This is a genomic window from Dickeya oryzae (assembly GCF_020406815.2).
GTDB lineage: Bacteria > Pseudomonadota > Gammaproteobacteria > Enterobacterales > Enterobacteriaceae > Dickeya > Dickeya oryzae.
Map to the genome: position 1 here is coordinate 3,934,572 of NZ_CP162670.1, position 24,391 is coordinate 3,958,962.

Below are 24,391 nucleotides of genomic sequence, written 5' to 3' on the forward strand. Positions count from 1 at the left end.
CAGCATATGTGTTCCGTTTTTACCGAAATTCGTTGACTGGCATTAACCATCACGCTGCGAAAACTATCACCATGCAAAAAAAATGGCTCCCCTGGGTGATTCTGTCGCCTTCTTTATTGTTTCTACTGCTGTTTACCTATTTTCCGCTGTTGCGCTCCGTTTATGACAGCTTGTTCGATACCCGCATGGCTAGCGTGAATGCGCCATTTGTCGGTTTGGGAAATGTGATCCGCCTGTTGGATGACCCCGTTTTCTGGCGTGCCGTATCCAATAATCTGATCTACATCCTGTTGACGGTCATCCCCGGCGTGGTACTGGCGCTGATGTTAGCCGTCGCGTTATGGGAGAACCACGTGGTCAATCGCTGGCTACGCACCGCCTTCTTCTTCCCGATGATCATTCCGATGGTCAGTGCCGCCGCACTGTGGCTGTTTATCTTCATGCCCGGTATCGGCTTGCTGGATTATTACCTGGCCAAACTGTTCGGTCCGATGAACAACAATTATCTGGGTCGTAGCAATAGTGCTCTGCTGGCACTCGCGCTGATTGGCGTGTGGAAATTCGCTGGTTATTACATGCTGTTCTTTTTAGCTGGTCTGCAAAGTATCTCGCCTTCTACCCGTGAAGCCGCCGTCATGGAAGGTGCCACACCGACACAGGTATTTTTCCGCGTCACACTGCCGCTGCTGCGCCCGACGCTGAGCTTCGTCATTACCACAGCGCTGATTTACTCCATCACCCAGATTGACCACGTAGCGGTCATGACCCACGGTGGACCGGATAACGCCACTACCGTGCTGCTGTATTACATACAGAATTTAGCCTGGGACACCCACGACCTCGGCAAGGCCTCCGCCGCGACCTTTCTGACGCTGGCCGGTCTGTTCGTCTTCTCGCTGATTAACCTGAAAGTACTCGAGAAAGGGGCACATTATGAGCGTTGATATTTCCCCTGCTGTTGTCTGCTCGACACAGGCCCCGTTACCGACCTGGCTACGCTGGCGCCAGTCAAGGCGCGCCACCCTGAGTCTACTGATGATCTGTGCCGCGCTGCTCTGGGTCAGCCCGTTTATCTGGATGCTGTCATCCGCCTTTAGCGCTACCACCTTTGGCACTGGCATGGCTTCTCTGTTACCACGCTGGCCATTAACGTTGGACAACTTCCGTGATGCCTGGCAAAGCGCTGACTGGATAAGCCTCTATGCCAACACGATTTTCTTTACGTTTGGCACCTTTTTCGTCCAGTTCCTGACCATCACTACCGCGGGTTACGTGTTCGCCTGCCACGAGTTTCGCGGCAAGCAAACACTGTTTCTGCTGTTTCTGGTGCAGTTGATGATCATGCCAGTCGTGATGATGGTACCGAACATGATGACGCTGAAGGCATTCGGTCTGCTCAATACGCTAACTGGCGTGATGATGCCCTATTTCACTTCAGCATTTGGCGTGTTTCTGATGCGCCAGGCGTTCCTGTCCATTCCCAAAGAGATTGAAGAAGCTGCGCTGATGGAAGGATGTCGTTGGTGGCAAGTGGTATTTCGCGTACTGCTGCCGATGTCCTGGCCTTCCATTCTGGCGTTTGCCACCGTCAGCATTACCTATCACTGGAACGAGTATCTGTGGCCACTGATGATGCTCAACGACCCGGACAAGCAGGTGCTGACCGTCGGGTTAGTGTCATTCGCGATGGGTGCTGAGTCTGGCGGCCAGTGGGGAATGATCAGTGCCGGTACGCTGATGGTATGCCTGCCGTTAATGCTGGCGTTTATCGCTTTCCAAAAACAGTTCCTGAGAAGTTTCGGTTTCTCAGGAATAAAATAAGGGGTTTTTCATGCTGTTAGCACAAATTTCTGATACTCACTTTCGAAGCTCAGGGCAAAAACTGTACGACTTTATCGATATCAATGCCGGTAACGCCGATGTGGTATCACAACTGAACGCGCTCACCGAACGCCCGGATGCGGTTGTGGTCAGCGGCGATATCGTCAACTGTGGCCTGGCGTCGGAATATCAGGTCGCCCGCCAGATTTTAGGTAGCCTCAACTACCCCTTGTACATTATTCCCGGCAACCACGACGACAAAACGCATTTTCTGGAATATTTGCAGCCACTGTGTCCCCAGTTGGGTAACGATCCACAAAATATGCGTTACGCGATTGATGATTTCGCCACGCGGTTGCTGTTTATCGACTCCAGCCGTGCGGGGACATCCAAAGGCTGGCTGACGGAAGAGACCCTGTCCTGGCTGGAAGCACAACTGGCGCGTGATGACAAACCTACCGCCGTCTTTATGCATCACCCGCCGCTGGCTCTCGGCTCCGCCCAAATGGACCGTATCGCCTGCGAAAACGGGTACCGCCTGCTGGAACTGGTGGAGCGTTTTCCGTCGCTGGTGCGCATTTTCTGCGGTCACAATCATTGCCTTATCATGACGCAGTACCGTCAGGCCATCATTGCCACCGTGCCGGGTACGGTTCATCAGGTGCCCTACTACCACGAAGATACTCGCCCTTATTACGACATGTCCCCACCAGCCTGCCTGATGCACCGTCAGATTAATCAGCAGTGGGTCAGCTACCTGCACCCGCTGTCACATTATGCCGGTCCATGGTTGTACGACGAAAAAATCAGTTGCCCGGTGGATGCGCGTTAATGGCCATGTTACGACTGCACAACGTCAGCAAACAATTTGACGATAAACCGGCACTGCGCTCCCTTTCACTGGAGATCGCCGATGGCGAATTTCTGGTGCTGGTCGGGCCGTCCGGCTGTGGTAAAAGTACCCTGCTACGCTTACTGGCCGGGCTGGAAACGGTAAGCGACGGCGAAATTTGGCTGGATGGCGATAACATTACCGCCCAGTCACCGCGTGAGCGGAACTTCGCGATGATCTTTCAGAACTACGCGCTGTTTCCCCACCTGACGGTGAAAGAAAACATCACCTTCGGTATGCAAATTCGCCATGAACCCAAAGCAAGCTGGCAGCCGCGGCTGCAAAAAGTGGCGCACCTGCTGCAACTGGATACCTTGTTGGATCGCAAACCGGGCAAGCTGTCTGGTGGTCAGCGCCAACGCGTCGCGATGGCACGCGCCATTGTACGCGACCCAAAACTGTTTTTGATGGATGAACCGCTGTCCAACCTGGATGCCCGACTGCGCACTGAAGTACGCGACGGTATTATGGCGCTGCATCAGCAACTCAAGACCAGCACCGTTTACGTCACCCACGACCAGATAGAAGCCATGTCGATGGCGGATCGCATCGTCGTCATGAATAACGGCGAGGTCCAACAGGTCGGCACCCCAGAACAACTGTACGCGTTCCCGACCAACCTGTTTGTCGCCAGTTTCATCGGCTCACCGGCCATGAACATTATCACTCTGCCTTGCAGCGGCGGCGTGGTTCAGATTGGAGAAAAAACACTTCCTCTGCCCCCCCACGCGGCACATCTTCAGGAGGTGTTCTTCGGCATCCGTCCGGAACACCTCACCGATACGCCAGAAGCAGAACAGCATACGCATCACGTGCCCGGCACTGTGACGCAACGAGAATTGATGGGCGCAGACTATCTGCTGCACATCAGCACGCCAATCGGCGAACTACGCTACAGCCGCAAAAATCGCGGCGATATCCCGATGGTCGGCGACACCGTCAACCTCGGCTTTTCACCTTTTGATGTTCATCTTTTTCATGCTGAAACACAGCAGAATATATACCAGGAGATCCCCCATGCATAAGCCCCTGAAACAGCGGTTACAGGCGCTCACTCTCGGCATTTCGCTGGCCTTTAGCGCGTCGGCGCTGGCCAAGCAGAACATCGACTTCATGTTCCCAGCCCCAGTGGATGGCAAACTGACGATGGAAATGACGCGCATCATCAAAGAATTCAACAATTCCCAGCAGGATGTCGAAGTGCGGGGAATTTTCACCGGTAACTACGACACCACCAAAATGAAAGCGGAAGCGGCGCAAAAAGCCGGTCAGCCACCGGCATTGGTGATTATGTCCGCCAACTTCACGACCGACCTGGCGCTGAAAAATGAAATTCTGCCGATGGATGAGCTGTTCAAATACGGCAATGAACAAGCCGGTACGTTTCTAACCAACGAGTTCTGGCCGGCCATGCATAAAAACGCCCAGGTGATGGGCGTGACCTACGCGATCCCGTTCCACAACTCCACCCCGATCCTCTACTACAACAAAAACCTGTTTGAAAAGGCCGGGATAGCGCAGCCGCCCCAAACCTGGCAGGAACTGCTGGCCGACGCGAAAAAGCTGACCGACCAGAGCAAAGGCCAGTGGGGTATCATGCTGCCTTCAACCAATGACGACTACGGCGGCTGGATTTTCTCCTCGCTGGTACGCGCCAATGGCGGCAACTACTTCAACGAAAATTATCCGGGTGAAGTTTATTACAACAGCCCGACCACCATCGGCGCGCTGCGTTTTTGGCAGAACCTGATCTACAAAGATAAAGTGATGCCATCCGGCGTGCTGGATTCTAAACAAATCAGTGCCGCCTTCTTCTCCGGCAAGCTGGGCATGACAATGCTGAGCACAGGCGCGCTGGGGTTCATGCGTGAAAACACCAAAGACTTTGAGCTGGGTGTCGCCATGTTGCCTGCCAAAGAGCAGCGAGCAGTACCGATCGGCGGTGCCAGTCTGGTCAGTTTCAAAGGGATCTCGGATGAGCAGAAAAAAGCAGCTTACCAATTCCTGAGCTATCTGGTCAGCCCGCAAGTTAATGGAGCCTGGAGTCGCTTCACCGGCTATTTCTCACCGCGCAAAGCCGCGTACGACACACCAGAAATGAAAGCGTATCTGCAGCAGGATCCCCGTGCTGCCACGGCGCTGGAACAGTTGAAATACGCACATCCGTGGTACTCCACCTATGAAACGGTGGCGGTGCGAAAAGCGATGGAAAACCAGCTGGCTGCCGTAGTGAATGATGATAAGGTGACGCCTGAGGCCGCCGCCAAAGCCGCCCAGCAGGAAGCGGATACCATCATGAAGCCTTACGTTGATCAGACTGCGTTGGCCCCGATAAAGTAATCCCTCAACGTACATGATGTTGTACTTATGATATTGCACTTACGATGCCGGTCTGACCGGCATCGTTTTTTATCAGGGGTATCAGCGCACCCGATCGCCGGAGCCTTTACCGACTACCGTTTGTATCAGATAGGTAAAGTAGTGCTTCACCGACAGGGTCTGAATCATCTTCTGATCCCACTCGGCCAGTTTTTGCGGTGTGGACATGTCGATAGCATTCACCTGTGCCAGCCCGGTTATCCCCGGCAACACATCAAAGACGCCACGCGCCTGGCGTTCGGCAATCAGTTCTTGTTGATTGAACAGACAAGGGCGCGGCCCGACCAGACTCATTTCGCCCCTCAGTACATTGATCAACTGAGGCAATTCATCCAATTTGGTTTTACGCAAAAACGCCCCTAAACGGGTCACCGAACTACGACTGGCAAGATGTGTCGCCACTGACTCGGTCGCCACCGCCATCGTGCGAAATTTAATCAGATTAAAGGGGCGCTGATGCCGCCCAACGCGTTGCTGGATAAAGACCGGCGACCCCGTATCAAATAATCCCAACACATAAACGATCAACATCACTGGCCACAAACACAGCAATCCCACCAACGCCAGTAAGATATCCAGAACACGCAGCATAATAATCAGTCAACCTTCTTTGGATAGAGACTCTGATGCGCCGGGTATTTCCGACAGAAACGCCCGCGCCGTGATGGCAATCGCCTGATGATAGGAAATGGCTGGCTGCCAGCCAAGCTGTCGTCGGGTTTCACTCACATCGACCTGCAATGAGCCCAGCAGGCGATCTGCCACCGCCGATTTCCCCAACAGTGTCGCAGCACCTTTCAGTACCCACGACGGTAACGGCCAGCAGCGGTTTTTAACCCCCAGCGCCATGGCCATGTCCGCCAACAAGTCAGCGGTAGAGACATCATGACAGTCTGATACCAGCCACACCCGTCCAGGCGCCTGCGGATGACGCACACTGAGCAAAATCAGGTCAGCCACATTGTCAACAAACACCAGACTACGTTGATTATGTACCGCCGCCAGCGGCAACGGCACGCCTTTGTGAACCCAATTCATCATGGCACGGAAATTAGCCTTTACACCGGGGCCATACACTAACGGCGGGCGAATAATCACCACCTCCAGACCTGTTTCCTGGGACAAACGCATCAGGCCTTGCTCCGCCTCATACTTACTCAGACCATAAGGGTCGAACGGTGGCACGGCCACATCCGGCTGAAAAGGCGCCCCCGGGTGCGTTGCCTCGCCATTCACTTTAATTGAACTCACAAAAACAAACCGCTTCACACCCGCCGCCGCCGCCTGCTGCGCCAGACGCAGTGTCCCTGCGACATTGGTTTCCCGGTACAACGCCAGTGCATCACGGCCATCTTGCATCTGGTGAACTCTGGCGGCGCAATGCACAACCGCATCCACGCCCTGCAGTGCCGGTGCCCAGTCTGTCGTCGCACCCAGATTGGCACGAATCATGTCACTGTCGGTTGCGTTACTGTGTTCGCTACCATGCAAAACACAGCGCATGCCTTGCTCATTCGCCAACGCAACCACCCGGTTACCGATAAACCCCCGGCTTCCCGTTACTAAGATTTTCAATGAGATTACCTTCCTGAATAGTCCGGTTCATAATACCCGGCATAACGCCATAACTAAAATTAAGATAAGCACATCTGGTCAAGACATGGCTAGACCACTAAAATAGTCCGCTAATACCACTCTATTGTCGCACACGGACATTCAGGCTCTGATGTTTAAACTTATTCCGCTTTTGCTTAACGCAGAGCGTGCCACCAAACGCATAGTGACTGTATTCTATGACGTTGTTGCCATTGTGGCCTCATTGTATCTGGCCGTTGCCGTCCGTTTAGGTACCACTGATTTTCCAATCGGCTCAGCTGAAATAGCCAGCGTCGTTGTCACGTTATCCATCACAATCCTGGTCTTCATTCGTTGCGGCATGTACCGCGCCGTACTGCGCTACATGATGCTGCCCGCAATGGGGTATGTATTTCTATCGGTTATTTTATCCGCTGTCAGCCTGGCGCTGAGTAGCTTCTTTTTTCAGTCATTTGTCCCACGCAGCGTACCGTTTATTTACGCCGGTCTGGCGACTCTCGCTTTGGGTAGCCCTCGTGTACTCATCCGAACCTTCTATTACCACTACTATAAACGCCAGAAACCTAACGTGTTTATTTACGGAGCAGGAGCGACCGGGCGAGATTTGCTTTATGCGTTGATTCAGGGCGATGAATATCACCCCGTTATCATCCTTGATGATGACGAGAAGAAGGTAGGCCAAATCATTTGTGGTATCAAAGTGCACCACAGTAATGAATTCGAGAAGCTAAAACCACTCTACCAGCCTGTAAAGTTACTTTTAGCCATCAATAATATACAGAAAGGTCAGCGCTTAAGATTACTTGAAAGACTCTCCCACTGGCCCATCGAAGTACAGTCCGTTCCCTCGGTTGAAGATATCGCCGCAGGCAAAGCAACGGCGACAGAGATACGCGACCTGGATGTTGCGGACCTGCTAGGGCGCGAAGCAGTTGCCCCCGATAAAAACCTGATGGCGAAAAACATTACGGGAAAATCGGTGATGGTGACAGGCGCTGGCGGTTCGATAGGCTCTGAGCTGTGCCGCCAAATTCTGGCACAGCGCCCAAAAATATTGGTGTTGTTTGAACTCAATGAGTACAACCTCTATACCATCGATCAGGAACTGCAGGGTATCAAAAAACGCCTCATGCTTGAGACAAAAATCGTCACAGCATTAGGTTCGGTACAAAAGCAAAACCGGGTACAAAAGCTGATTCATACCCATCAAGTCGAAACGATTTACCATGCCGCCGCCTACAAGCATGTGCCGCTGGTTGAAGAGAACGTGATTGAAGGGATCCGCAATAACGTGTTTGGCACGTTAGCCTGCGCCGAAGCAGCGATAGCCGAAGGGGTGGAAAATTTCACACTGATCTCCACAGACAAAGCGGTGCGTCCAACCAATATCATGGGCACCAGCAAACGGATGGCGGAATTAATTTTACAAGCATTGGCTGAGCGTCAAAATCAGACCACATTCACCATGGTCCGATTTGGGAACGTATTGGGGTCGTCGGGTTCTGTTGTCCCACTGTTTAAAAGGCAGATCCGCCAGGGCGGCCCAGTCACCGTGACACACCCGGATATTATCCGTTATTTCATGCTCATTCCTGAAGCGTCACAGTTGGTCATACAGGCGGGCGCAATGGGAATGAACGGGCAGGTGTTCGTACTGGATATGGGCGAACCGGTCAAAATACTCGATTTAGCCCGCAGGATGATCAACCTGATGGGGATGAAAAGCTACATAGAAGGGCAAGGACACGCTGAAGAAGGGGATATCGCGATTAAATTTACGGGATTACGCCCTGGGGAGAAACTCTACGAAGAGTTATTGATCGGCGAAAATGTTGAAGGCACCAGTCACCCGAAAATTATGACTGCTCAGGAAGAGAAGCTGAGCTGGCAAGAGATGGACTCCTTATTGAAATCGCTTGATATTTATTGCCACAACTTTGATGTTAATAAAATTAGAGAAACTCTACTTCAAGCACCAACAGGCTATAACATCGGGTGTTATACAGATACGAACTAGTATCTTTTACATACTATTGTCGCTTGATTATGAAAAGGCTAAAGGGTGCTATGCACCCTACAGCTAAATATTGTTATCTTTTTTATGATTTGCAATAACCCTTTTATAAAGGCTCATATAGTTATTAACCATATGGTCAGCAGTAAAATTCTCACTAAATCGCTGTTTCGCTAGTTTCCCCATTTCCTGGGATTTTTCAAGATCCATCCACAACATCATTAGTGCATTCTTTAATGCGGCAGGATCTGCCGGGGGCACCGTGATACCTGTTACCTGGTCCTGATTAATATAGGTTGTTCCAGTCCCTATTTCACAGGAAATCATTGGTTTACCATACATCGCCGCTTCAACTAATGTCATTCCATAAGCTTCCGAGCGAAGATGGGAGGGAAATACTACGCCGTAGCATAACTCAAATAGCGCACATTTATCTTCATCGGATAGTGCCCCCACAAAATGAGTATTCTTCAAACCTAACGAAATAGCCTGCGACTTCAGTTCATTTTCGTAAGGCCCCTCACCTACAATAACCAATGGGTAATCAATATCTCTCATGGCTTCGAGCAAAAATGACAACCCCTTGTAATAGCGTAAGAAGCCTACAAACAGGAAAAAACGCTCGCCAAATCGGCCTTTCCATTTATCAAGGGCAGATTGTGTTGACTGATGATACGAGTCAGGATCCAGACCAAACGGGATAATTTCTACCGGTTTTATCAACGATTGCAACACTGGACTGGTGGCAACATAGTTTGGTGATGAGGCGACAACACTATCAACACTATTCAAAAACCGTTTCATTAGTGGTTGATAGAGCTTGAGCAGGTATTTTTGTTTTACAATATCTGAATGGTAGCTAACAATCGCAGGTTTACCTATCTTCGCAATAAAATGCACCAGATCCATGTAAGGCCATGGGAAGTGATAATGTATGATATCTGCACTCTTGGCCAGTTCCTTGAAATCTTTTATTGCCGATAAAGAAAAGCCTGTTGAAGCTAGATAAAGATCTTGCCGGGATGTGTGAACATGGTGGTGCCCAATAACCCCATTTCTGGATGAACCATCAGGATTCAATGAAAGTACATCAACAGTAGCCCCTTGTCTGGAAGCGCCTTCTGCCAGTTGATAAATAACTTGTTGTACACCGCCATAGGCTACAGGGTAATATGTCTTAAAAAAATGTAATATTCTCATTATCTATTAATGACTTCTTTGTAAACTTCGATTGTTTTCTTGGCGCATTGCTGCCAAGAAAATTCACCTGCGCGCTGCATACCCCTGATAATAGAGGTCTGTCTCCAGGTATCGTCCTCAATAGCCTGAATAAGCAATGTCGTCATTTGTTCAATATCATTAGCTTTACACATAAGACCGACATCCCCTACCACCTCAGGTAAAGAAGATGAATCTGAACAAACAACGGGAACACCCGATGCCATAGCTTCAAGTACTGGCAGCCCAAACCCCTCATACAATGAAGGAAAACAAAACACTCGCGCGCCAGAAAACAGAATCGGCAATTCCCTGGCAGGTAAATAACCAAGATAACGAGCCCATCCTTCGCGTTCGGCCGAATCTATTCGATGCATAATAGATTCATTCTGCCACCCTTGATATCCCGTTAATATAAGAGGTATTTGGCGGCGACAATTAAGAGGCATTCTAGAGTATGCATCCAACAGTGCGATTAAGTTCTTACGCGGCTCAATAGTGCCGACATATAAAGAATACTCCTGATGTTTCAGACCATACTGTGACAATACTTCCTGACACATCTCTGGAGTCCGTTGATGAAAATCAGCTGAGCAGGCTAACGGGACGGAATAAATACGCTCAATAGGCCAATTAAAGTAATCAGCTACCTCTTGCCGAGTATAGGCAGAATCGGTGATCAATGCATCTGCAGAAGATATTGTTTTCTGCAATTCTTTCTGGGTGAAACGGATTCGTTGTGGTGTATTACACTGGGGCCAGGTAAAAGGCGATAGATCATGAAAGGTAGCAATTTTCTTCCCTGGAAACGGAGGGAGAAAAAAATTAGGTCCATGGTAAATGTAATCGTCATACCCTTTTAATGCATTCCGCTTCAGCAATGGCATTAATAGCCGATACGCCTCAGTAGCGATATAACTTTTTTGGACCCATCTCTTCAAACCATGTTGAAATCCTGCATTTTCCTGAGCTACCGGGAGCTCAGGGAGAAATCGTCTTCCCGCAAAAAATTTCAACTCCGAGACCTGAGGTGATTGCATCAATGCGGATGCCAATTCCCAAGTATAGCGCCCAATGCCTGTTAGCGGAAACCGGATCGGCTCGACTGATAATATAACTCTCACTTTGACTCCAACATCCAACGGAGAGTGTCTTCCAATTTCAGCGACTGCCACTCACCAATCATAGAACGCAACAGACTAGCATCACCGCATAATGTCTTGACTTCATTAGCTCTGACAAAAGCAGGGTTCACCTGGATTTCAACCTTGTGACCAGAGATAGACTCACAAAGAGCAACAACATCTCGTAAGCTATACGTTTTACCAGAGCAAACATTGACAACACACCCAGACGCCTTCACATCAATGAGTCGAGCATAAGCCTGAACCAAAGAACGTACATCACTGAAATCACGCCAAACATCCAGATTGCCCAATTCGATAACTTCAGCTTTACGTTTAAAGTGAGAAACAATTTTTGGCAGAAGAAAGCTATCAGCTTGACCTACTCCCGTATAATTAAACGGGCGGGTAATAACAATAGGCAAACGATCCATCCATAGACGAGCCATAAACTCCATGGACAGTTTGCTAACCGCATAGTCATTTGCTGGATCTGGCAAAGTATTTTCGGATAGGGCACCTTCGGAACGGTTACCGTAAACATTGGCGCTACTGGCAATTAATATCATTTCTGGTGTTTGCTTCAACTGAGCCAGAGACTCAAGTAAATTGCGGGTGCCAATGACATTCACCTGATAGAAATCATTCGGATCACCATGACCAACAAAGGCCAACGCAGCGAGATGAATAACGACATGAGGTTGAACCTCATTGATCGCATATTCAAGTGCGGCCCGATCCGCCAAGTCGGCCAAATAGATATTTTTTTCAGATGATGCTTTCGTTCCTAACCCAAAAACACGATATCCAGATGCCGCCATTTCGGCCGCCATATAGCGGCCTGTAAAGCCCTGAATCCCGGTTATCAAGACACGTTTTTCTGTCATCAGAAAGAAAATCCTGCTTCATTACGACGAATATCTTCTTTTACCATCATTTGGCAAAGTTCTTCCAGCGTAGTTCTTGGTTCCCATCCGAGTTTCTCTTTGGCATATGCAGGATTGCCAATGAGTAACTCCACTTCCGCAGGGCGGTAGAATTTTGGGTTCACACGAACAAGAACTTTACCCGTATCCGCATCAATACCTACTTCGTTTTCTGCAGATCCTTTAAATTTCAATGTAAAACCAGCAGCTTTAAATGCCATAGATACGAAATCACGCACAGTTTCAGTACGATTTGTCGCAAGCACATACGTATCCGCTGAATCTGCTTGTAACATTCTCCACATGCCTTCGACATATTCTTTTGCAAAGCCCCAGTCGCGTTTTGCATCAAGATTACCCAACTCCAGCACATCCAATTTACCCAGTTTGATTTTGGCTGCTGAATCGGTAATTTTTCGCGTTACAAACTCACGACCACGCAATGGAGACTCATGGTTAAAAAGAATACCGCTACAAGCGAAAATACCATAGCTCTCGCGATAGTTTATAGTCATCCAGTGTGCATACAACTTTGCCACACCGTAGGGGCTACGCGGATAAAAGGGTGTACTTTCAACCTGTGGAATAGCCTGAACCTTACCGAACATCTCAGAAGTTGATGCTTGATAGAAGCGAATTTTGGGATTCACTATACGAATGGCCTCTAACAGGTTCAGCGGCCCTATGCCAGTGATTTCAGCCGTGGTAACTGGCTGTTCGAAAGAGACGCCAACAAAACTCTGAGCAGCAAGGTTATAGACCTCTGTTGCCTGAGTGTCTTGTAACAGGCGAATACTGGCTGACAGATCTGTCAAATCGTACTCTACTAGATGCAAATTAGGGTCTTTATCAATACCTAGCTCTTCAATACGCCAGAAATTTACAGAACTAGTACGACGATAAGTACCATACACCGTATAGCCCTTACTCAATAATAGCTCAGCCAAGTAAGCACCATCTTGACCAGTAATACCTGTAACAATTGCACGTTTCATTTAGTAATCTCAGAATTAGATAACATACTTATCGTTTAAAGCACCTGGAAGTTTTACAACAACATTTACAGCGTCGGTCAATGCTGTAAAATCAGTTACCTCTCCAGGCTGTAACACAATAATATCACCTTTAGAATACACTTGCCCAGACATCATAATATCCCCTTCGACAACGACAGTAACCTCAGTCGCAATCTTATGGTAATGGGCGGACTCTTTATCACCTTTCCGATATCGTTTTACGGCAACCTCACAATCGCTGGTGTTAACAACTGCAGGAGAAAAAGCGCCAACGAACCATCCACCGATCATATTATCTAAATTATCTAGCTTCATTGAAAAACTCCTCAACCTGATAGACATTTTTTAGTGGATGATAGTCATCCTTATCGATTCTAAATACTCCAACTTTACCACTAGCAAGAATAACCTCATTGAGAGAAGGGCAGATATAGAATTTACTATCAACTCTCGCATCTTTTCTTATCATATTCTTTACCGAGTCGACAAAAAGAGCAGTCGACTTAAACCAATAAATGCCTGCTGTTGCATTCTTACTAATCGGTTTCTTCTCTGACGCCTCATTAACTAAGCCATCATCATCTAAACTAACAAATGAATATCGCGGATGAATTGCTTCAAATATTACAGTACCTGCATCATACTGCATATCAAGCATGTTTTTAGTAAAGCAATCATAATCAATATCAGTCAGTTGGTTGCTACTTATTATCAGCAGCGGCTCATCTTGATTAAGACTAACAGCCCCCAACAGTGCAGACGTAGCAGCACCGGCAGTATTTTCGGGCACAGATGTTACCAGTCCTTTTCCCGATGACAGCAGTTCAACAATTGTAGATAAATGATACTTTCTGATGTGCTTTTCTTGAAAAATAAAGAGAATTTCGTTATTTTCAAAATTTAAAGAGTCTGCGATATGTTGGATGATAGAACGACCATGCAGCTCTGTTAAACAAAGAGGATATTTATTATCTTTCGATGCTATGTATTCTTCACCAGCAGCAAGTATAACAATATTCATTATTATCGCCCCCCCTCTGTTTTTAAAATGAAGTTCTTAATGTTCTTATAATTGACATCGGTTACCTCATCAACAGTCAGAACATTAGCTCCAGCAGCTAGTGCAGCTCTAATCCCATTTTCATTATCTTCAACTACAACACATTCACTGGGAAGAACACCTAACTTATTAATAGCAGTAATGTAAATTTCAGGATCTGGCTTTCCTTTGCGAACATCCTCGTTAGATAGCATTATATCGAGATAATCACTTAAGCAGGCCTTCTCCATCATTGTCACTACCGAATTTTTTATAGAGTTAGATGCCACTGCCAGCTTATATCCTTCGCTTTTTAGCTTTGAAAGCGCATATTGATGAATAAACATAGGTTTACAATGTGTATGGACAATCTCCATTGTATAATGCTGTTTCATCTCATTAATAAAAGAGTGCAGTTCGCTAGGTAATGAATATTCTTTACTTAACATATTCAGCTTATCTTTAGTAGGCAAGCCATCGAATTTAGTAAGATGATCATACCGACTAATATTATAACCGAATAAATTGAGAGCTCGATTTAATGCATCGTAATGCCAATCCTTAGCCTCAATTAGAACGCCATCCATATCAAAAATTATCGCCTTTATCATATAAGTCATCACCTAAAAAAAGTAACAGCATCTTCAGGAAAATCGGTGCAGAGAACAACTTTATCTGAATCGGATATACCGCGCTCTTTGAGATTACCCCAAAAATCCAAGTGATTGCGTTTATGAAGTTCAGGAGACACGATACATAATTCTTTCCCATCAGAAAGAATTTTTTCAATATCAGTTTCATCGTACCAATGCTCAAAAAATGAGTCCAACCATACGCCATGTGATTCTTGGTAAAATGCAGGATATCTCTCCTGCTCACTCATTCTGGTATAAACTCGGACAGCAGATTGCTCATAATAAAGTTTCTGGTCTGGTACAGACATATCAAAAACAAAAGCATTAGTAATGTTGAAACTTTCCATTTCCTTAACTAATAAATCTCTGAGCCCGTCTGCTTTAATATTTAAAGCTAAAATGAGATTTCGCCCCGCCAGGCACTGGAAAAAATCAGAAAGCAGAATACAGTTCTCATCTGATACATCATGAGATATTACCAATTTTCCTTTGTAATCACGAATGTCAGTTTCGGTTCCAAACCCTTTATCAAATGAACGAGAAAATGCTTCAAGAGTATTTTTCTCTTTAGCATCTTTCCAATATCCTCTATGAGAAATAATTTTCATTTTGAGATGCCTTTTGTTGCTCTAAATGATACGTCTTTGGAAAGAAAGAGGTTCAAATCATCAGGTATTCCGAGTCCATACATACCATTCGATTCCTCACCTATATTATAAACACCTATCTTCCTTCCATTTTTTATTAGGGAATTATATGCAGGTGCAACATAAAACTCGCCATTAACACGCTCATCATTAGATATCATCATCTCTGCTGCATGAACAAAATCAGAGCCACGCTTGAAGTTATAAATACCGACAGTTGCCTCGTTTGATATGACTTCTTTTTCAACGACTCTAGAGACAAGATTTTCCTCATCGAATCCAACAAAGGACCATTTAGGGTCATCTGCAGTCATAGTCATTATCAGACCATCCAGGGAGCCAGACTCCAGTGCATCAAGGTAATGATTTATATCAATGTCAACATATTGATCACTATTAGCAATCATCAATGGATCGTCATTGTTTATAAATTCTTTAGCAGAAAGAACCGTACAAGCAGCCCCTTCAGATAAGCCATTTAATGTCACCACCTCGCACCCAGGAGCCCAGAGACGCAGCTCATTTGCGATCCCATATTTATTATCATGCTCTTTCTGTATTATAAAAATAAAACGATGACTCGTATTTGGGGCCAGGTTATTAATAACGAGACGAATCATGGGAATATCATGTACTTTAATCAAAGGCTTCGGGTCTGCATAACCAGCCTTCGCAAAACGACTACCAGCGCCAGCCATAGGAATAACAATATTTAACATTTCTCAACCTCAATTAGATTTTTTTGAATAATTTAAAAAACTTATAAAAAATAGACTTCTTTATAAGAATGACGTTCATTTCAAGATATTCATCATTTTTCATCTTAAGTTGATTGTTTTCTTCGCGGGCTTCAGCTATAGCATTCGTCAAGTGCATAATATGCTCTTCTGGATACTCTTGGCGAAAAGAAGGAAAATGCCAATAGTGTTTACCATCATAATAATGCATTTCTCGGAGACTCAAATTTCTCTCTAATAATTCATAAGAGAGCTCATTTCGACAAAAGAAAACATTAAACTCATTTGATGCAGGATCATTAGGTTTTATTTTATGAATTTTAAATCCATTCTCATTTAGGAATTTTAGTGCAGAATATAAGTCATCATCAGTTTTTGCATATAAAGAGCAATCTTTGGTCGCAGGAACCTCCAGCATACCAGCGTCAATTCTATCTAAATATTTACCCGCTGACTTTAGTGCAGTAAGATCTAACCCTTGGATATCTATCTTTATAAACAAAATCCGATCGAATACTAAACCATCAAGAAAATGCTCCAGTGGCATAGTTTTAACTTTTATTTTTTCAGAGTATTTTAAGTCTATTCGAGTAGCCCAGTATTCATCTTGTTGCAAATGCTCCTTTGAAAAATCCAGAAGACTAGATGTCCCACCATCAGATTCAGATGATATATTGAAAGTATGCTCACCCTCTTCATCAGATATCGCAACCTGGTGCACTATGTGGTTATCAACACATTCATCCTTAGCTTTCTGAATTAGAGTATCGGCTAATTTTGGATAAGGTTCTATAGCATGAATTATAATATTCGAATTCCTTTTAGCTACTTCTAAAGAAAACCCACCAACATTGGCACCAAGATCTAAAATAATATCGCTCACATTAAATACCTGTACGATTAGTTATATCGTTAATAAATTTCACTAGATTTTCCCTATCCCACTTACAATCAAATTCATGAATGGGGTAATCTGAATTTAACACCTGATTAATTCTATCCGCACTATCTGATACATCATCATCAATATTAATAATATATTCTTTATCCACTAAAGTGTTTAATGGCTTTATATCAGATACTATTGCAGGCCTATCACAAGCCAATGCTTCTAGCACTGGCAACCCTAGCCCTTCATTTAAAGACGGGAATAATAGTACTCTTGCTTTTTTATATAGTTCTATCTGCTTTAATGTTGTAACAGAATACCACCACTCAATCTTTTCAATGTTGATAGATTCGAAAAAGCCCATCAGATTATCAAGAGAACAGCGAACACCACCAAAAATAATTAGTTCATCTGCATCAGTTTTATTAATTATTTCTGGCATATATTTTAGTCCTTTTCTCTCATCAAAAGGAGCAGCTAAAATTATAGATTTATTTCTTGGTTCAACATCTGAACTTTCAACGTCATTAAAACCAGCTGGTTTAAATGGCGGTAACGAGTATATCCTTTCACGTCTGGACGTAAACGAAGAGATCTGATTCTTACTATCTTCTGATATAGATAGGATCATATCATAATACTCAAATCCCACTTTATGACGCCAGGCAAACTCTCTCAGCGGGTGGTTATCCATATCATGAAATGAATAAATATTAGGTATTGCATCTAAACCGATACAAGCAACAGGGCATGAGAAAATATTTTTATTTATATGTATCCACGGTGCTGCAACGATAACAAAAGAATAATCGGTGGAAAGCCGACTACCGATACAGCTCGTTGTATACGATGGATCGATATTTGATTGGCTTCCTTTATAACTATTAGATGAGATTTTTTTTACAATATCTGATTTTGATTGACCGACCAAATAATCACTAAAAAAACCATTGTTCACTACGAAGTCATGGCTAAAAACAACTTTATAAAAGCTTTCACAAAAAGAAATTTTTCTGTGAATAACAAAGTCAATATCAAAAATATTCTTTATGGATTCAGAAAGAGATAGTACATACCTCCTAACTCCATGATGAACCGCTAAAATATCATCATCGATGATGAATAAAATTCTTGATTTTTTCATATAGACCGATTCTTCTTTTCAATTTATCTTTAATTGAATTTGGTAATTTTCGCCATATCGAGTACGCAACATAGAAAAGAACACGACTTTTCCTTCCCGATATTCCACGACCATTGAAAGATGATGATGTTGTATCAACAAATGTGGATGTATAGTCTAGAGGTATACCTATCGTCTTAGACGATGAGAATCCATTGAATCTGGCAACAATGCCACTCTCTGAGAGATGGAAAGCAAGCTCGACATCTTCAGCTTCATTGTGCAATAGCAAACTGTTAAATAACGGATTGATAAATATATTCTTCTTTGTAACAATCAGACCACCATTGATAAAAGAGCCAGGCAAAGCTAAATCATGATTTACAATATTAAGTGGCCTCTGCCATTTTTTTTCTCTATGTTCGAACGCTAAATAAGCAGGAAATTCCTTACCATTCTCATAAAATTGTTTAATAGTCAGAAAATCAAAGTTGTAGCCAAAATTATCAAAACCATCGAAGAAATCATCATTAACTATATATCGATCATGAAATATAGCAATGTTAGCCATTTCTGCTGCATTTATAATATTATTTTTCTTCTCAGATATTCTTGGCAAGTCATCTTTTATTGCTGTATTAACATACTTAATAACTACTCCATCGACTCTTTTATCAACTATCTCCGGACCGGCAATAATAAACTCTATCGGTAGATTTTGGTGGTTAGCCTTATTTATACTCTCGATTAAGTTGAGAACAACATCTTCTTTTTTACCATTAGAAAGTATGCCTATACTCCAGCTTTTATCATTATAGTTTATAATATTCTTTTTAATAATTTTAAATACTGATATGACTACTCCATCCAAAAACTTACTTTGTTTTGTTAATATCACATCGATATTCTTATTTCTAAATAGTTGTGATTTTAGATCAAACAAAGTTCCAAAATTACTATCAGTACTTCTGATAATTAAAAACCCATCATTATTTAGCAATCGTATAGATTCATCTAGTACTAGCCGCCAACTATTGCCATAATCAAATATATTTTCCGAAAATAGAAACACCACCTTATAGGTATTATGATGAACAGGATCAGCCCGGAAGTTCGTTGATAGAGATAAAGCCAACTGCTCACATTCTATAAATGGAAGGGTATCACCAACCCAAGCAATGTCACCCTCCATTCTGTTATTTATATATTCTTTAATGAACTCAAAAGATTTTGACTTATCTACGCTCATGAATGAACTCTCATATTACACAGTCCGGCCCAAGATCGGTCTATATTTCTAATGACAGAAAATTGTTTTCTTCCCACATCATGAAGCAATACTTCTTTGAAAGAGCTCAAACCATATCCATCTGATGCTACACCGAAGCTTAGTATGTATGCTCCCTCACATAGGTTATTAGTCAGATGAAATTCAGATTTAAAACGATTACCTTCACGTACAGGAGGGGTTCTCTGACAATAAGTATTGGTTTCAAAATAAATATTGCCTTTTGCGTCTCTTATTTGAAACCCAATATGCAAGTCATCCGAAACGTTCCCTATCGTTTCTATTTCTACAGCAATGGAAAACTCAGCACCTTCATCAATAGAATCAGTAGCTATACCACTACACAAAACCTGCCCACTAATAAATCTAACTGGAGGCGAAAATACACTATCATCATATTGAACAGCTAGTGAGTCACTACTCTTCGAAATACCTTCCTTATCGAGGGAATCTTTATTTATTTTTTTCAGATCGAGTTCATATTTCGCTATTGTTTCTCTGACATCACCAAATGCTTTTACCATACCGTGATCAATATATAATGCCTTATCGCATAATCTATATATCGACCCCATGTCATGGGTTACGAACAATAGTGTTGTACCCTTCTGTTTCATATCGAATATTCGATCAAAGCATTTTTGCTGGAAAAAAATATCACCAACAGCTAAAGCTTCATCGACTATAAGAATATCAGGTCGAACAGCTGTTGCCAGACTAAAAGCCAGACGAACTTGCATACCACTGGAATAGACTCGCACTGGTTGATCAATATAATCACCAATTTCAGCGAAAGACTCAATTTCCGGCATGAGCGTATTTATTTCATTATGGCTCAGACCTAAGAGTTGCCCTGACATATATACATTCTGTCTACCAGTAAAGTCAGGGTGAAAACCTATTCCTAACTCAAGAAGTGCGGAAATTCTGCCAGAGACAGATACATTACCATTTGTCCCTGTGGTTGTACCCGTTATAATTTTTAGAAGCGTACTTTTCCCTGCACCATTAGAGCCAATAATGCCAACAGACTCTCCAGCATGAATATCAAAGTTTATATCTTTAAGAACCCATTTTAGTTCATGTCTTTTAATATTAAATGGAGATATCCACTCTACTAGCCTAGACCACCTAGTGGGATACATCTTATAAGCTTTATTTAAACCGCTAATACTAATCATGGGCATTATAATTCATCCACAATTTCACCAGAATGTTTTCTGAAAAGAGACAAACCGAACCAAACGAATACCCCCCCTACACATAGCGCAGGGAGAAGTCCCCACCAGTCAGGCCATACTTTTTTCACCATTACGGTATGACATGCTTCAATTATTCCTGTCATCGGGTTATAAGATAAAATGTTTTTAATCTTTTCAGGTAGGATATCTGATGTATATACTATTGGTGTAAACCAAAACCAAAACTGAACGACAATCGAAAAAAGTTGTCCGGCATCACGAAAAAAAACATTTATAACACCAACAGTAATACCAATCCCAATAGCTAATAGGGATAAAACAAGTAATATTGGTATATATGATAATATTTCTATTCCTGGCATGTTACCTGATAAAATAAGAAATATTAAGAATATAGAAAAACTTATCAAAAAATTAACCAATGCACTCAGTATAGCAACTATGGGAAGGCATAAACGGGGGAATGTTATCTTCTTAAGAAGGTTTGCATTGTCAATAAATGTATTTTGAGATCTAAGTACTATCTCACTGAAAAGACCCCATGTTAGCAATCCAGAGCACAAGTATATACTATACCCAAAAGAGTTATCTATTCCAGGAATACGAGCCTTCATAACACCGGAGAATATCACAGTATATACAATGATCATTGCTAGAGGATTAAGAATATTCCATATTGCCCCCAGCAGCGAGTTTCTATATCGACTCTGAAACTCTCGTTTAACACTACTGAGAATGAAACCTCTATATGCAATTATATTTCTTAATATTGTAATAGTCATTGGTATCTCTTTATTAACTCTTCAATTTCTTTTACTTTTTCCCATACCAATTCCTGGCGTGATTTTGTTTCTATGTTCAATCGTAATAATGGTTCGGTATTCGATATACGGATATTAAAACGCCATTCATTCATATCCACACTCACACCGTCTATATGCTCGATATTGATAGCTTCCGATTTATAATAATCTTCTATTTTAGCTATAATATTATTAGCACCAGCAACCTTATAATTTATTTCCCCACTACATGGGTAGCTCTGCATCCTCAGACTAACTAGCTCAGATAACAAAGCTTTCCTTGAAGATAACAACTCTATGACCAATAACCAAGGGATCATGCCACTGTCGCAATAAGCGAAATCGCGGAAATAGTGATGGGCACTCATCTCACCACCATAAACTGCATTTTCCTCGCGCATACGTTCTTTAATAAAAGCATGTCCAGTTTTACTCTGGACAGGGAGCCCACCCGCTTTATTAACCACATCTATAGTATTCCATATCAGCCGTGGATCATGGATAATTTTGTCACCAGGATTTTTTGCAAGGAAGGCCTCAGCCAAAAGACCAACAATATAATACCCTTCGATGAAATCCCCATTTTCATCGAACAGAAAGCAGCGATCAAAATCACCGTCCCATGCAATCCCCATATCGGCTCGATGTAATTTTACTGCATCTGACGTTGCGGAGCGATTTTCAGGTAATAATGGATTAGGAATACCATTAGGAAAGTGACCGTCAGGTTCATGGTGAATCTTTATAAACTCCACAGGGACTTGCTGCTGCTGAAATCTAGCCTCAATCTCGTCAATGACATGTCCTGCAGCACCATTCCCTGCATTGACTACTAATTTCAGAGGTTTCAATTTCCCCATATCAATATAAGACATGAGGTGATCAACATATGCATTTAGCAAAGAGCATTTCGTATAATTGCCTCTGCGAGTAATAGTATTAAATTGACCTAGTACAGCCAAATCATGAATGTCATTTAATCCAGAATCACCGCTAATTGGTTTGGCACCTCGTCCTACTAGTTTCATGCCATTATAATCCATTGGGTTATGGCTGGCAGTCACCTCAATAGCACCATCTATATCTAAATGGAAAGCAGAAAAATAGATCTCTTCAGTCCCTGTTACCCCAAGATCGATAACATCAACCCCAGCATCTCTGAGACCATTAGCCAAAGCTAATTTTAATTCTTCACTACTTAAACGAATATCCCCCCCGACAGCAATCGTTCTGGCATTCAAATATTGTCCAAATGCACGGCCAACACGATATGCGATATCCGTATTTAACTCACTCCCTAGTCGACCTCTAATATCGTAAGCCTTAAAGCATGCAAAACTCATTGAATTAGTCCCCCGTTATCATCAAATCGAACAATATCATCATCACCAAGGTATTCACCACTTTGCACCTCGATCATTACGAGATCTATAACTCCGGGGTTCTCAACTCGGTGCTGCTCACCAGCAAGAATATATGTAGATTGATTAGTTGAAAGAAATATATTTTTGTTACCATTAACGATTTTTGCAGCCCCTGACATCACTATCCAGTGCTCACTTCTATGGTGATGTAACTGCATACTTAATTTGGCGCCAGGTTTTACAACAATTCGATTAATTTTGAAATTATTCCCTTCTTCCAGGATGGTAGATGTCCCCCAAGGTCGGTGGACAGTTCGGTGAATTTTATAAGCCTGATGCCCTTTAGCTTTAAGCTGATTGTATATAGATTTAACATCCTGACCGTTATCTTTACTCGCAACCAACAAAGCATCTGGGGTATCAACAATAACCAAATCATTTACACCTACTGCACCGATAACTCTCTCATCAGCCTTGATGTAACAGTTGCTTACGTTATGAGTAAGCACTTCAGCACAACCTTCTACAGTATTACCATCCTTATCAATGTCACCTAACTCCCCCAAAGCTGTCCAGGAGCCGATATCACACCAGCCGATGTCACAAGGAACAACAGCAACGTGTTTGGATTTCTCCATAACTGCATAATCAATAGATATGTCTTCGACCTGAGAAAAAGTCTCCATATCTAATTCAAGCTGAGTCGCACCACTACCTTCAAGGCAACGAGAAACACTCATACTATGCTCAACATCGGCCAAAACCTGAGGGCATAACGTTTGCATCTCTTTGAGAATTGTTCCGCAAGCAAAGCAGAACATGCCGGAATTCCACAAATAATCCCCTGATTCGACATATTCTTGAGCTTTACTCAGAGAAGGTTTCTCGACAAACTGCTCTACCTGATTACCTTCGTATTTGATATAGCCATAACCAGTCTCAGGTTTCTCCGGTTGAATACCGAAAGTAACCAGTTTCGATTGTCCAGCCAGCAAAGCTGCCTGAGAGACAGCAAAAGAAAAAGCATCTCTATTTCTGATAAGGTGGTCTGCAGCCAGAATCATCAATACGGCATCATCACCATATTTTTTATGCGTAAGCAAAGCGGCAGACGCAATTGCTGCGGCAGTATTACGCCCTACAGGTTCCAAAATATAAGAAATAGGAGTGGAACCTTTATACACTTCAGAAAAAGCATCCACAGCCTTAAAAAGCAATTCTTTGTTCGTGACAGTGATAATCTCTTTAACACCATCAAATGATAAAGCTCTAAGCAATGCCTTTTGAATCAAGCTTTCTCCATCCGATAAACGGATGAAAGGCTTCGGATGCTGCTCCCGAGATACTGGCCAAAGCCGTGAACCACTACCACCGCACATGATCACGGGAATAATTGCCGTTGACAAACCAACCTCCTGAACATGGTTCTCACCATGGTGGATTTAACTACCTAATACTTATTTGCGATCAAACAGCCCAAAATAAGCATACATTTCAGACGTAAAAGCCCCAAAAAGTACACAGTTGAATATTTTTCCAAAAAATCCCTGCATAAATATAAAACTCAAAATTTCTCTATGAGGAAAAATCTGCTAATGATGTAACTATTTGACAGAATTGCTTAATATTATGGCAGATAAAGAGCATTACTATTTTATTGCCCTCTGTATCAAAAGCT

Annotated in this window: 24 protein-coding genes; 6 read left to right on the forward strand and 18 right to left on the reverse strand. The window is 43.5% G+C overall.

All coding sequences use genetic code 11. The features are described 5' to 3' along the window. Nucleotides 1-71 precede the first annotated feature (71 nt). The 5 genes from LF929_RS17220 to LF929_RS17240 are packed head-to-tail and all read left to right on the forward strand — an operon-like array spanning nucleotide 72 to nucleotide 5,053. The gene (locus tag LF929_RS17220; RefSeq protein ID WP_038907084.1) at nucleotides 72-944 is read left to right on the forward strand and encodes a carbohydrate ABC transporter permease; all 873 of its coding nucleotides are present in this window, start codon (nucleotides 72-74) and stop codon (nucleotides 942-944) included. Continuing rightward, nucleotides 934-1,821 (forward strand): carbohydrate ABC transporter permease, encoded by an 888-nt coding sequence (locus LF929_RS17225; protein ID WP_210176035.1) that lies wholly within the window; start codon nucleotides 934-936, stop codon nucleotides 1,819-1,821. The genes LF929_RS17220 and LF929_RS17225 overlap by 11 nt, the downstream gene beginning before the upstream one ends. Nucleotides 1,822-1,831: 10 nt before the next feature. Next, a complete protein-coding gene (locus LF929_RS17230; RefSeq protein WP_226093424.1) occupies nucleotides 1,832-2,653 on the forward strand; it encodes a phosphodiesterase in 822 nt (273 codons plus the stop codon). After that, a complete protein-coding gene (locus LF929_RS17235) occupies nucleotides 2,653-3,738 on the forward strand; it encodes an ABC transporter ATP-binding protein (RefSeq protein WP_210174851.1) in 1,086 nt (361 codons plus the stop codon). Before LF929_RS17230 ends, LF929_RS17235 begins: the two co-directional genes overlap by 1 nt. Continuing rightward, nucleotides 3,731-5,053: an ABC transporter substrate-binding protein gene (locus LF929_RS17240; RefSeq protein WP_038903361.1), complete on the forward strand. Its 1,323-nt coding sequence runs from the start codon at nucleotides 3,731-3,733 to the stop codon at nucleotides 5,051-5,053. Before LF929_RS17235 ends, LF929_RS17240 begins: the two co-directional genes overlap by 8 nt. An 81-nt stretch (nucleotides 5,054-5,134) precedes the next feature. On the opposite strand, the gene LF929_RS17245 is transcribed toward LF929_RS17240, so the two are convergent. Then, on the reverse strand, nucleotides 5,135-5,683 hold the full coding sequence (locus LF929_RS17245) for a sugar transferase (RefSeq protein ID WP_038903359.1): 549 nt from the start codon (nucleotides 5,681-5,683) through the stop codon (nucleotides 5,135-5,137). A 9-nt stretch (nucleotides 5,684-5,692) separates the two neighbouring features. Next, on the reverse strand, nucleotides 5,693-6,667 hold the full coding sequence (locus LF929_RS17250; RefSeq protein ID WP_210174850.1) for an NAD-dependent epimerase/dehydratase family protein: 975 nt from the start codon (nucleotides 6,665-6,667) through the stop codon (nucleotides 5,693-5,695). A gap of 151 nt (nucleotides 6,668-6,818) precedes the next feature. Here LF929_RS17250 and LF929_RS17255 point away from each other — a divergent pair, with 151 nt between their 5' ends. Then, a complete protein-coding gene (locus tag LF929_RS17255; RefSeq protein ID WP_038907080.1) occupies nucleotides 6,819-8,705 on the forward strand; it encodes a nucleoside-diphosphate sugar epimerase/dehydratase in 1,887 nt (628 codons plus the stop codon). Nucleotides 8,706-8,768: 63 nt separating this feature from the next. On the opposite strand, the gene LF929_RS17260 is transcribed toward LF929_RS17255, so the two are convergent. The 16 genes from LF929_RS17260 to LF929_RS17335 are packed head-to-tail and all read right to left on the reverse strand — an operon-like array spanning nucleotide 8,769 to nucleotide 24,119. Continuing rightward, nucleotides 8,769-9,902, reverse strand: a complete 1,134-nt coding sequence (locus tag LF929_RS17260) for a glycosyltransferase family 4 protein (protein WP_038907079.1) — start codon at nucleotides 9,900-9,902, stop codon at nucleotides 8,769-8,771. Next, on the reverse strand, nucleotides 9,902-11,095 hold the full coding sequence (locus tag LF929_RS17265; protein WP_318841904.1) for a glycosyltransferase family 1 protein: 1,194 nt from the start codon (nucleotides 11,093-11,095) through the stop codon (nucleotides 9,902-9,904). Before LF929_RS17265 ends, LF929_RS17260 begins: the two co-directional genes overlap by 1 nt. Further along, entirely contained in the window at nucleotides 11,041-11,931 is an 891-nt protein-coding gene (locus tag LF929_RS17270) for a GDP-mannose 4,6-dehydratase (RefSeq protein WP_038903353.1), read from the reverse strand. Before LF929_RS17270 ends, LF929_RS17265 begins: the two co-directional genes overlap by 55 nt. Next, on the reverse strand, nucleotides 11,931-12,965 hold the full coding sequence (gmd, locus tag LF929_RS17275) for a GDP-mannose 4,6-dehydratase (RefSeq protein WP_038907076.1): 1,035 nt from the start codon (nucleotides 12,963-12,965) through the stop codon (nucleotides 11,931-11,933). Before gmd ends, LF929_RS17270 begins: the two co-directional genes overlap by 1 nt. 15 nt (nucleotides 12,966-12,980) lie before the next feature. Then, complete coding sequence (locus LF929_RS17280) at nucleotides 12,981-13,301, reverse strand: hypothetical protein (protein ID WP_038903350.1); 321 nt, start codon at nucleotides 13,299-13,301, stop codon at nucleotides 12,981-12,983. Then, nucleotides 13,288-14,007 (reverse strand): glycosyltransferase family 2 protein, encoded by a 720-nt coding sequence (locus LF929_RS17285; RefSeq protein ID WP_038903348.1) that lies wholly within the window; start codon nucleotides 14,005-14,007, stop codon nucleotides 13,288-13,290. The genes LF929_RS17280 and LF929_RS17285 overlap by 14 nt, the downstream gene beginning before the upstream one ends. Nucleotides 14,008-14,009: 2 nt before the next feature. Further along, nucleotides 14,010-14,636 (reverse strand): HAD family phosphatase, encoded by a 627-nt coding sequence (locus LF929_RS17290; protein WP_038906205.1) that lies wholly within the window; start codon nucleotides 14,634-14,636, stop codon nucleotides 14,010-14,012. A gap of 8 nt (nucleotides 14,637-14,644) precedes the next feature. Beyond that, entirely contained in the window at nucleotides 14,645-15,268 is a 624-nt protein-coding gene (locus LF929_RS17295; RefSeq protein ID WP_210174849.1) for a phosphodiesterase, read from the reverse strand. Then, on the reverse strand, nucleotides 15,265-16,026 hold the full coding sequence (locus LF929_RS17300) for a glycosyltransferase family 2 protein (RefSeq protein WP_038907073.1): 762 nt from the start codon (nucleotides 16,024-16,026) through the stop codon (nucleotides 15,265-15,267). The genes LF929_RS17295 and LF929_RS17300 overlap by 4 nt, the downstream gene beginning before the upstream one ends. Nucleotides 16,027-16,039: 13 nt before the next feature. Next, nucleotides 16,040-16,927, reverse strand: a complete 888-nt coding sequence (locus LF929_RS17305; RefSeq protein WP_038907071.1) for an FkbM family methyltransferase — start codon at nucleotides 16,925-16,927, stop codon at nucleotides 16,040-16,042. Between the two features lies 1 nt (nucleotide 16,928). After that, nucleotides 16,929-18,077: a glycosyltransferase family 4 protein gene (locus tag LF929_RS17310; protein WP_080649052.1), complete on the reverse strand. Its 1,149-nt coding sequence runs from the start codon at nucleotides 18,075-18,077 to the stop codon at nucleotides 16,929-16,931. Then, nucleotides 18,043-19,305, reverse strand: a complete 1,263-nt coding sequence (locus LF929_RS17315; protein WP_038907069.1) for a hypothetical protein — start codon at nucleotides 19,303-19,305, stop codon at nucleotides 18,043-18,045. Before LF929_RS17315 ends, LF929_RS17310 begins: the two co-directional genes overlap by 35 nt. Continuing rightward, nucleotides 19,302-20,525, reverse strand: coding sequence for an ABC transporter ATP-binding protein (locus LF929_RS17320; RefSeq protein ID WP_274518126.1), 1,224 nt, complete (start codon nucleotides 20,523-20,525; stop codon nucleotides 19,302-19,304). The genes LF929_RS17315 and LF929_RS17320 overlap by 4 nt, the downstream gene beginning before the upstream one ends. A 5-nt stretch (nucleotides 20,526-20,530) precedes the next feature. Beyond that, nucleotides 20,531-21,328, reverse strand: coding sequence for an ABC transporter permease (locus LF929_RS17325; protein ID WP_038903341.1), 798 nt, complete (start codon nucleotides 21,326-21,328; stop codon nucleotides 20,531-20,533). Further along, nucleotides 21,325-22,692 carry a phosphomannomutase/phosphoglucomutase gene (locus LF929_RS17330; RefSeq protein ID WP_038903340.1) on the reverse strand — a complete coding sequence of 456 codons (1,368 nt, stop codon included), beginning with the start codon at nucleotides 22,690-22,692 and terminating at the stop codon, nucleotides 21,325-21,327. The genes LF929_RS17325 and LF929_RS17330 overlap by 4 nt, the downstream gene beginning before the upstream one ends. Next, entirely contained in the window at nucleotides 22,689-24,119 is a 1,431-nt protein-coding gene (locus LF929_RS17335; RefSeq protein ID WP_210174848.1) for a mannose-1-phosphate guanylyltransferase/mannose-6-phosphate isomerase, read from the reverse strand. The genes LF929_RS17330 and LF929_RS17335 overlap by 4 nt, the downstream gene beginning before the upstream one ends. Nucleotides 24,120-24,391 lie beyond the last annotated feature (272 nt).

Bases quoted from the DNA above. Each gene is read 5' to 3' on its own strand.
- LF929_RS17220 (WP_038907084.1), top strand. From the start codon at position 72: ATGCAAAAAAAATGGCTCCCCTGGGTGATTCTGTCGCCTTCTTTATTG.
- LF929_RS17225 (WP_210176035.1), top strand. From the start codon at position 934: ATGAGCGTTGATATTTCCCCTGCTGTTGTCTGCTCGACACAGGCCCCG.
- LF929_RS17230 (WP_226093424.1), top strand. From the start codon at position 1,832: ATGCTGTTAGCACAAATTTCTGATACTCACTTTCGAAGCTCAGGGCAA.
- LF929_RS17235 (WP_210174851.1), top strand. From the start codon at position 2,653: ATGGCCATGTTACGACTGCACAACGTCAGCAAACAATTTGACGATAAA.
- LF929_RS17240 (WP_038903361.1), top strand. From the start codon at position 3,731: ATGCATAAGCCCCTGAAACAGCGGTTACAGGCGCTCACTCTCGGCATT.
- LF929_RS17245 (WP_038903359.1), bottom strand. From the start codon at position 5,683: ATGCTGCGTGTTCTGGATATCTTACTGGCGTTGGTGGGATTGCTGTGT.
- LF929_RS17255 (WP_038907080.1), top strand. From the start codon at position 6,819: ATGTTTAAACTTATTCCGCTTTTGCTTAACGCAGAGCGTGCCACCAAA.
- LF929_RS17260 (WP_038907079.1), bottom strand. From the start codon at position 9,902: ATGAGAATATTACATTTTTTTAAGACATATTACCCTGTAGCCTATGGC.
- LF929_RS17270 (WP_038903353.1), bottom strand. From the start codon at position 11,931: ATGACAGAAAAACGTGTCTTGATAACCGGGATTCAGGGCTTTACAGGC.
- gmd (WP_038907076.1), bottom strand. From the start codon at position 12,965: ATGAAACGTGCAATTGTTACAGGTATTACTGGTCAAGATGGTGCTTAC.
- LF929_RS17280 (WP_038903350.1), bottom strand. From the start codon at position 13,301: ATGAAGCTAGATAATTTAGATAATATGATCGGTGGATGGTTCGTTGGC.
- LF929_RS17285 (WP_038903348.1), bottom strand. From the start codon at position 14,007: ATGAATATTGTTATACTTGCTGCTGGTGAAGAATACATAGCATCGAAA.
- LF929_RS17290 (WP_038906205.1), bottom strand. From the start codon at position 14,636: ATGATAAAGGCGATAATTTTTGATATGGATGGCGTTCTAATTGAGGCT.
- LF929_RS17295 (WP_210174849.1), bottom strand. From the start codon at position 15,268: ATGAAAATTATTTCTCATAGAGGATATTGGAAAGATGCTAAAGAGAAA.
- LF929_RS17300 (WP_038907073.1), bottom strand. From the start codon at position 16,026: ATGTTAAATATTGTTATTCCTATGGCTGGCGCTGGTAGTCGTTTTGCG.
- LF929_RS17310 (WP_080649052.1), bottom strand. From the start codon at position 18,077: ATGAAAAAATCAAGAATTTTATTCATCATCGATGATGATATTTTAGCG.
- LF929_RS17315 (WP_038907069.1), bottom strand. From the start codon at position 19,305: ATGAGCGTAGATAAGTCAAAATCTTTTGAGTTCATTAAAGAATATATA.
- LF929_RS17320 (WP_274518126.1), bottom strand. From the start codon at position 20,525: ATGATTAGTATTAGCGGTTTAAATAAAGCTTATAAGATGTATCCCACT.
- LF929_RS17325 (WP_038903341.1), bottom strand. From the start codon at position 21,328: ATGACTATTACAATATTAAGAAATATAATTGCATATAGAGGTTTCATT.
- LF929_RS17330 (WP_038903340.1), bottom strand. From the start codon at position 22,692: ATGAGTTTTGCATGCTTTAAGGCTTACGATATTAGAGGTCGACTAGGG.